General features: G+C 37.5%; 4 protein-coding genes. 1 reads left to right on the top strand and 3 read right to left on the bottom strand.

Features of this window, described 5'->3' with window-relative positions; translation table 11 throughout:
- Positions 1-38: 38 nt before the first annotated feature.
- Both QZV03_RS11015 and QZV03_RS11010 read right to left on the bottom strand, forming a co-directional pair.
- Positions 39-1,016, bottom strand: coding sequence for an Mrp/NBP35 family ATP-binding protein (locus QZV03_RS11015; RefSeq protein WP_296876764.1), 978 nt, complete (start codon positions 1,014-1,016; stop codon positions 39-41).
- A 23-nt stretch (positions 1,017-1,039) separates the two neighbouring features.
- Complete coding sequence (locus tag QZV03_RS11010) at positions 1,040-2,371, bottom strand: FAD-dependent oxidoreductase (RefSeq protein ID WP_296876762.1); 1,332 nt, start codon at positions 2,369-2,371, stop codon at positions 1,040-1,042.
- 75 nt (positions 2,372-2,446) lie between these two features.
- Between QZV03_RS11010 and QZV03_RS11005 the strand changes: the two genes are divergently transcribed.
- Positions 2,447-3,076, top strand: coding sequence for a CatA-like O-acetyltransferase (locus QZV03_RS11005; RefSeq protein WP_296876760.1), 630 nt, complete (start codon positions 2,447-2,449; stop codon positions 3,074-3,076).
- Between the two features lie 112 nt (positions 3,077-3,188).
- Here QZV03_RS11005 and QZV03_RS11000 read toward each other — a convergent pair.
- A partial coding sequence (locus tag QZV03_RS11000) for a DUF11 domain-containing protein (RefSeq protein WP_296876758.1) occupies positions 3,189-5,604 on the bottom strand: 2,416 nt, incomplete at its 5' end.

Genomic DNA, 5,604 nt, shown 5'->3' with positions numbered 1-5,604 from the left:
TAAATATTAGTAGCGTAAGCTACATCTTAAATGTCAGCTTACTCTAAAAACTCTTTTTTTATATCTTCAACGATTTCCTTAAACCTTTTGGATACTTCATCATCAGCATCCAAAACTGAAATGGTTGCATCCTTGTTAGGCGCATCGGAAACGCTTTCTTCAATCGGCAAGTCACCGAGATATGTGATTTCCATTTCCTCGGCGAATTTCTCACCGTTTCCTTCACCGAAAATGTTTAATTTTTCACCGCAGTGAGGACAGATGTAATAGGCCATGTTCTCGATAAGGCCGATATTGTCAATATTCATCATCTCAACCATTTTCACACATTTTAAAACATCTTCCTGTGAAACGACGTTAGGTGTGGTAACCATCAATACCAAATCGGTTTCAGGAATGGTTTGAAGAACTGTCAGAGGTTCGTCACCGGTTCCAGGTGGGTTGTCGATGATTAAAAAGTCAAGTTTTCCCCAGTGGCAGTCTGAAACGAGCTGTTTGATTGCACCGGTTTTTTGCGGTCCTCTCCAGATGATCGGTCTGTCAAGCGCATCAATCAGAAATGCCATTGACATTACCTTAAGACCGCTTTTGGTCTCAACAGGGAAAATTGAGTGCTGGTATTCCTTTTTCTTTTCTTCAATGTATTCACGTTGCTTGTCTTCAGGCAAGCTGGTGTCCAAACCTCCTTCAACAACATTCTTAAATGCATCGAATTGGTATTGGTTGAATTCCTCTTCCATTATTTCAACACCAAGCATCTTAGGAATGTTAGGTCCGTGAATATCCGCATCAAGAATACCTGTCTTGTATCCCATTGCCTGCAGGGTTTCTGCAATGTTTGCGGCCACTGTAGACTTACCTACTCCTCCTTTTCCACTCATTACAACGATTTTATGTTTAATTTGACTTAAGTTTTTAGCTAATCTTATTTCCTGTTGCATCATTTGCATTTGCTGTTCAGGAGTCATCTGCCCCCCGTGACCATGATGCCCATGTCCGTGTCCATGTTCCGGCATAAATACTCTCCTCCTTTATAATTTTAACTGAATTTTTTACTTACTTCTTCAACTGCAAGTATTAATGGATCTGTAACCATTGATACCGGTGGCGCATAAGCAAATTCCATATTGCTTAAATCAAAGCAGGTCAAACCTTCTGTAATTGCCAATGTCATTGTATCGATTCTTTCCGCCACTCTTTCCTCTGCTATGATTTGACAACCGATAATGGTTCCGTTTCCATCACATATAACCTTGATATCCATAGGTTTTGCATTTGGATAATAACGTGCTCTTGTAAGAGCCTGTACCTTTTGTACAACTGGTCTGATACGGTTTTGTTGAGCGAAACTGGTGGTGTATCCTACAGCACCGAATTCAAGTTTTCCCACTTTTGAAACCATTGAATTCAATACAGGATTGAACTTGGATTTCTTGCCGCAGATTGTACGGGCCAAGGTTTTTGATTCACGCACCGCAGTAGTTCCCAGTTGGGAAATGGTATTTGAACCTAAGATAAGGTCTTTTGACTCTACACAGTCTCCAACAGCATAGATGTCCTCTACTGAAGTTTCCATCCTGTCGTTTACAAGTATTGCCCATCTTCCGATTTCACAACCTGCCATTTGGGCCAGGTCAAGTTCTGCACGTACACCTGTTGCCATGATGACCATGTCAGCGTCATATACCTCTTCATCCCCGAAGCATGCCCTTTCAACCTTGCCGTCACCAATGAGTTTGGTGATTGGTTTTCCTAAAACAACCTTGATTCCTTCCATTTCAAGGTATTTTACCAAAATGTCGGACATGTCCTTGTCAAGGGATCTTGGAACAATTTGTGGAAGCATTTCACTCAATATTACATCCAAACCCTGTTTTTTGAGAGCAAATGCAATCTCAATACCGATTAGACCTGCACCGGTTACGATTGCGCTTTTGGCATCCTTCATCGCTTCCTGTACCTTTATACCGTCATCAATGTTACGGATTCTGAACACTCCGTCAAGGTCAACACCCTGCATTGGAGGTACAAACGGGTTTCCTCCTGTTGCAAGTACAAGTTTATCGTAATTCAGGACTGTTTTCTTTTTGCCTTTTTCATATGTGACTGTCTTTTTGTCTGAATCGACTGCAGTCACTTCAACTTCGGTAATGACATCAATGTTCTTTTTCTTATAGTCTTCAGGAGTCCTCATGATAATGTCGTCAAAGGATTCGATGGTACCTGAAAGTACGTAAGGAATTGCACATGGAGAATATGCAACCTTGTTGTCCCTTGTGAGAACTGTGATTTCTATGTCTTTATCTAGTTTACGAATATTTGAAGCTGTTGAAATTCCTCCAGCTCCTCCACCAACGATTACTACTTTCATTTTAACAAAACCATATATGATTTATACAATATAATATATATTAAAAAATAATATAAAAAGATTAAGGTTAAATATATGAGGGAAATAGAATTTGATTTAAAAAACAATCCTTTTGTCAATTTTTTGTCTTCAAGATATTCAATGTCAGCAAGGGTAAATGTGGAGAAACTGTGGAACTACTGCCATGAAAACGACAAATCATTCTTTGTGATGTGTCTTGGATGCATGATGAATGCGGTAAATGAAGTTCCCGAGATGAAAAGACGAATAATTGACGGAAGGGTCTATGAATTCGATTACCTTGAGGCAACCACACCGATTATGGATGAGGACAATGAGATTTATCGTGAGATGCGTGTAAAGATCCCGCAGGAATTTGATGACATCGGTGAATGGCATGACTATGTAAAGGATCTCTCAAGAGAAATCCTGAGCGGAAAAAACGAGGGTTTTACACTGGACATGTTCAAGCGCGACAGCGAAAACATTGCAAACTTCTCCTGCATCCCATGGGTTGACTTTGACTCAATAACCTCTGCTATTGTCCAGAACAATCAAATCCAGCCCCTGATCACCTGGGGAAAGGTCGATGAAAACTATGAAATGACAGTCTCCATAACAGTAAACCACATATTCGTAAACGGTCGGGAATTGGGTTACTTCTATGAAAATATTCAAAAGGAATTCAATTCTTTCAATAAATAAATAAAAAAAGCTTTTTATAAATATCTAACTAATTCTCGTAAAAAATTGCTCACTTAAAAAAAATAAAAAAGGGTAACTAGATGTAAATCTAGTTAAAAAAATTCTATTTTAATTATTCTTGTTTTCTCCTTGACCAAAAACTGCCAAATATTGCGAATATAGCAATCAAGAGATATGCTATTGGATTACCAGTACTGTGCATAGTAACCGGATGTTTTGGTTCTGGGGTAGACCTTGAATGTTTCTTGGTATGATTTTGCTTTTCTTTTTTATGTTCCTTCTCAATAACTTTAACGGTTGCATTATCGTAATTGTTACTTAAATCAGTTTCATTTACGCTGCATGTCACATTAGCGTTATTGGTTAAGAAACCTTTTGAAAGCACTTTACAGTAAATGTATAAAGTGACTTTTTCACCTTTAGCCAAATCACCAATAGACCATCTTCCAGTCGCATCGTTATAAGAACCTTTTGAAGCTGTGAATTTAAGGAATTTTAAAGCTGATGGCAATACATCAGACACCCAAACGCCCCTTGCAGGACTTGGTCCCTTATTGACAACCTCAATTTTCCAATACATCTTATCTCCAACATAATATGATTTCTTATCTGAAGATTTTTTGATTACCAAATCACAGAATTCGAATGCTTCTGCCGTATCATTCGCCTTGTTATTGGTTGTATCATTTTCCGGAGTGGAAGTTTTAACTTCCACAGGGTTGGTAATGTTTCCAACACTTAATACTTTTGTTACAATGGTTAAAGTGTAACTTGAAGCATTATCCATTGTTCCGATAGTCCAAATTTGGGAGTTTTTGTCGTAAGTACCCTTGGTAGCAGTATATCTGATGAATTTCAGTGAACCTGGTATGTCTTCTTGAACCTTGACATCTTTTGCTGCACTAGGACCGTGATTGATTACAATAATAGTCCATGTTAACTCTTCACCGACGTAAGCTTTCTTGGAGCTTACTATTTTAAAGATTTCCAAATCACAAATAGGGTCAACATGTGTAGTGTTGTTTGCCTTATTGTTTGTTTTGTTGGAATCAGGAGTTGAAGAGTTCACAACTACAACGTTAGTGATATTGCCGTCAACTAAAACTTGGGTTACAATTTTCTTTGTTAATGGAGTAGTATTAGGAGCTAAAGTTCCTATATTCCAAATCAAAGTATTGCCCTCCTGTTTAACATTTTCAGGCAAGGTAATTACTTTAAGACCATTTGGTAAAGTATCTTTCACTACAACGTCTTCAGCAGTGCTTGGACCTTTGTTTACAACATTAATAATCCACTCAACATAATCACCAATATTAACATTGGTTGCATTTACGGTTTTTGTAACTTCCAAATCACAAAATGATTTAGCAACAGTAGTGTTGTTTGCTTTATTGTTGGATTCGTTTGAATCCGGAGTGGTTGAATTTGCAACGACAATATTATTAAAAGTACCATTCACTAATATTTTAGTTACCAAAACAAGGGAAACAGGTTTACCTACTTCCAGGTCTCCAATCTCCCAGATCCTGGTTTCATTAATGAATCTTATACCACCGGTAGGTGTTGCCTTGATGATTACCAAACCTTCAGGTAAGGTATCGTTCACTACAACATTCCTAGCGGTAGAAGGACCTTTATTAATAACAGTAATTGTCCATTCGACACTATCATTAACAAATACACTGGTTGCATTTACCTCTTTAGTGATTACCAAATCACAAATCGGATTTGCAACGGTTGTATTATTAGCGTGATTATTTGTTTCGTTTGAATCAGGAGTAGTACTATTAACTGAAACAAGGTTTGTATTATTGCCTTCAACGGTTATCTTAGTTACAAACTTAAGAGTTACAGGTTTCTTCATATCCAAATCGCCAAGTTCCCAGATTATATTATCGCCAACTTGTTTACCACCATTTGGAAGTTCACCAATGATGATGACTCCTTTAGGCAGGGTATCGTTAACAATAACATTTTCAGCGACACTAGAACCTTTGTTAACAACTACAATTGTCCATTCGACTGTTTCATTGACAAAAATGCTTGAAGCATTTACCTCTTTAGTGATTACAACATCACAGATAGGGTTAACGGTAGTATTGTTGTTAGTGGTTTTGTTTTCGGTTTTATTGGATCCTGCAACAACAACATTAGTCAAGTTACCTAATTTGGTAGTTTTGAAAGTAATGTTGAATGAAGCAACTTTGGATAATTTACCTTCAAGATAGAAGATTTTATTATCTTTTGTAGTCCATTTACCTTCAACGTCAGAATAACCAACAAATTCTAAACCTTCATGTTCTTTTTCTTCAACAAACACGTCAGTCAAGTTACAATCACCAGTGTTAGTAACAACAATAGTGAAAACAACGTTTTCACCGATAGTTACAGTCCTGTTGACAGTGATTTTTTCAACAGTCATGTTAGGATTGTAAACAGTTACATCAGCTGTATCATTGGTTTCATTGGTTTCATTAGACTTAGCGGTTACATTATTGACCAAAGTACCATTTTTATTGGCAGTGAAC

The sequence above is a fragment of the uncultured Methanobrevibacter sp. genome, assembly GCF_902788255.1.
GTDB lineage: Archaea > Methanobacteriota > Methanobacteria > Methanobacteriales > Methanobacteriaceae > Methanocatella.
This window is presented reverse-complemented; position numbering and strand designations above follow the sequence as displayed.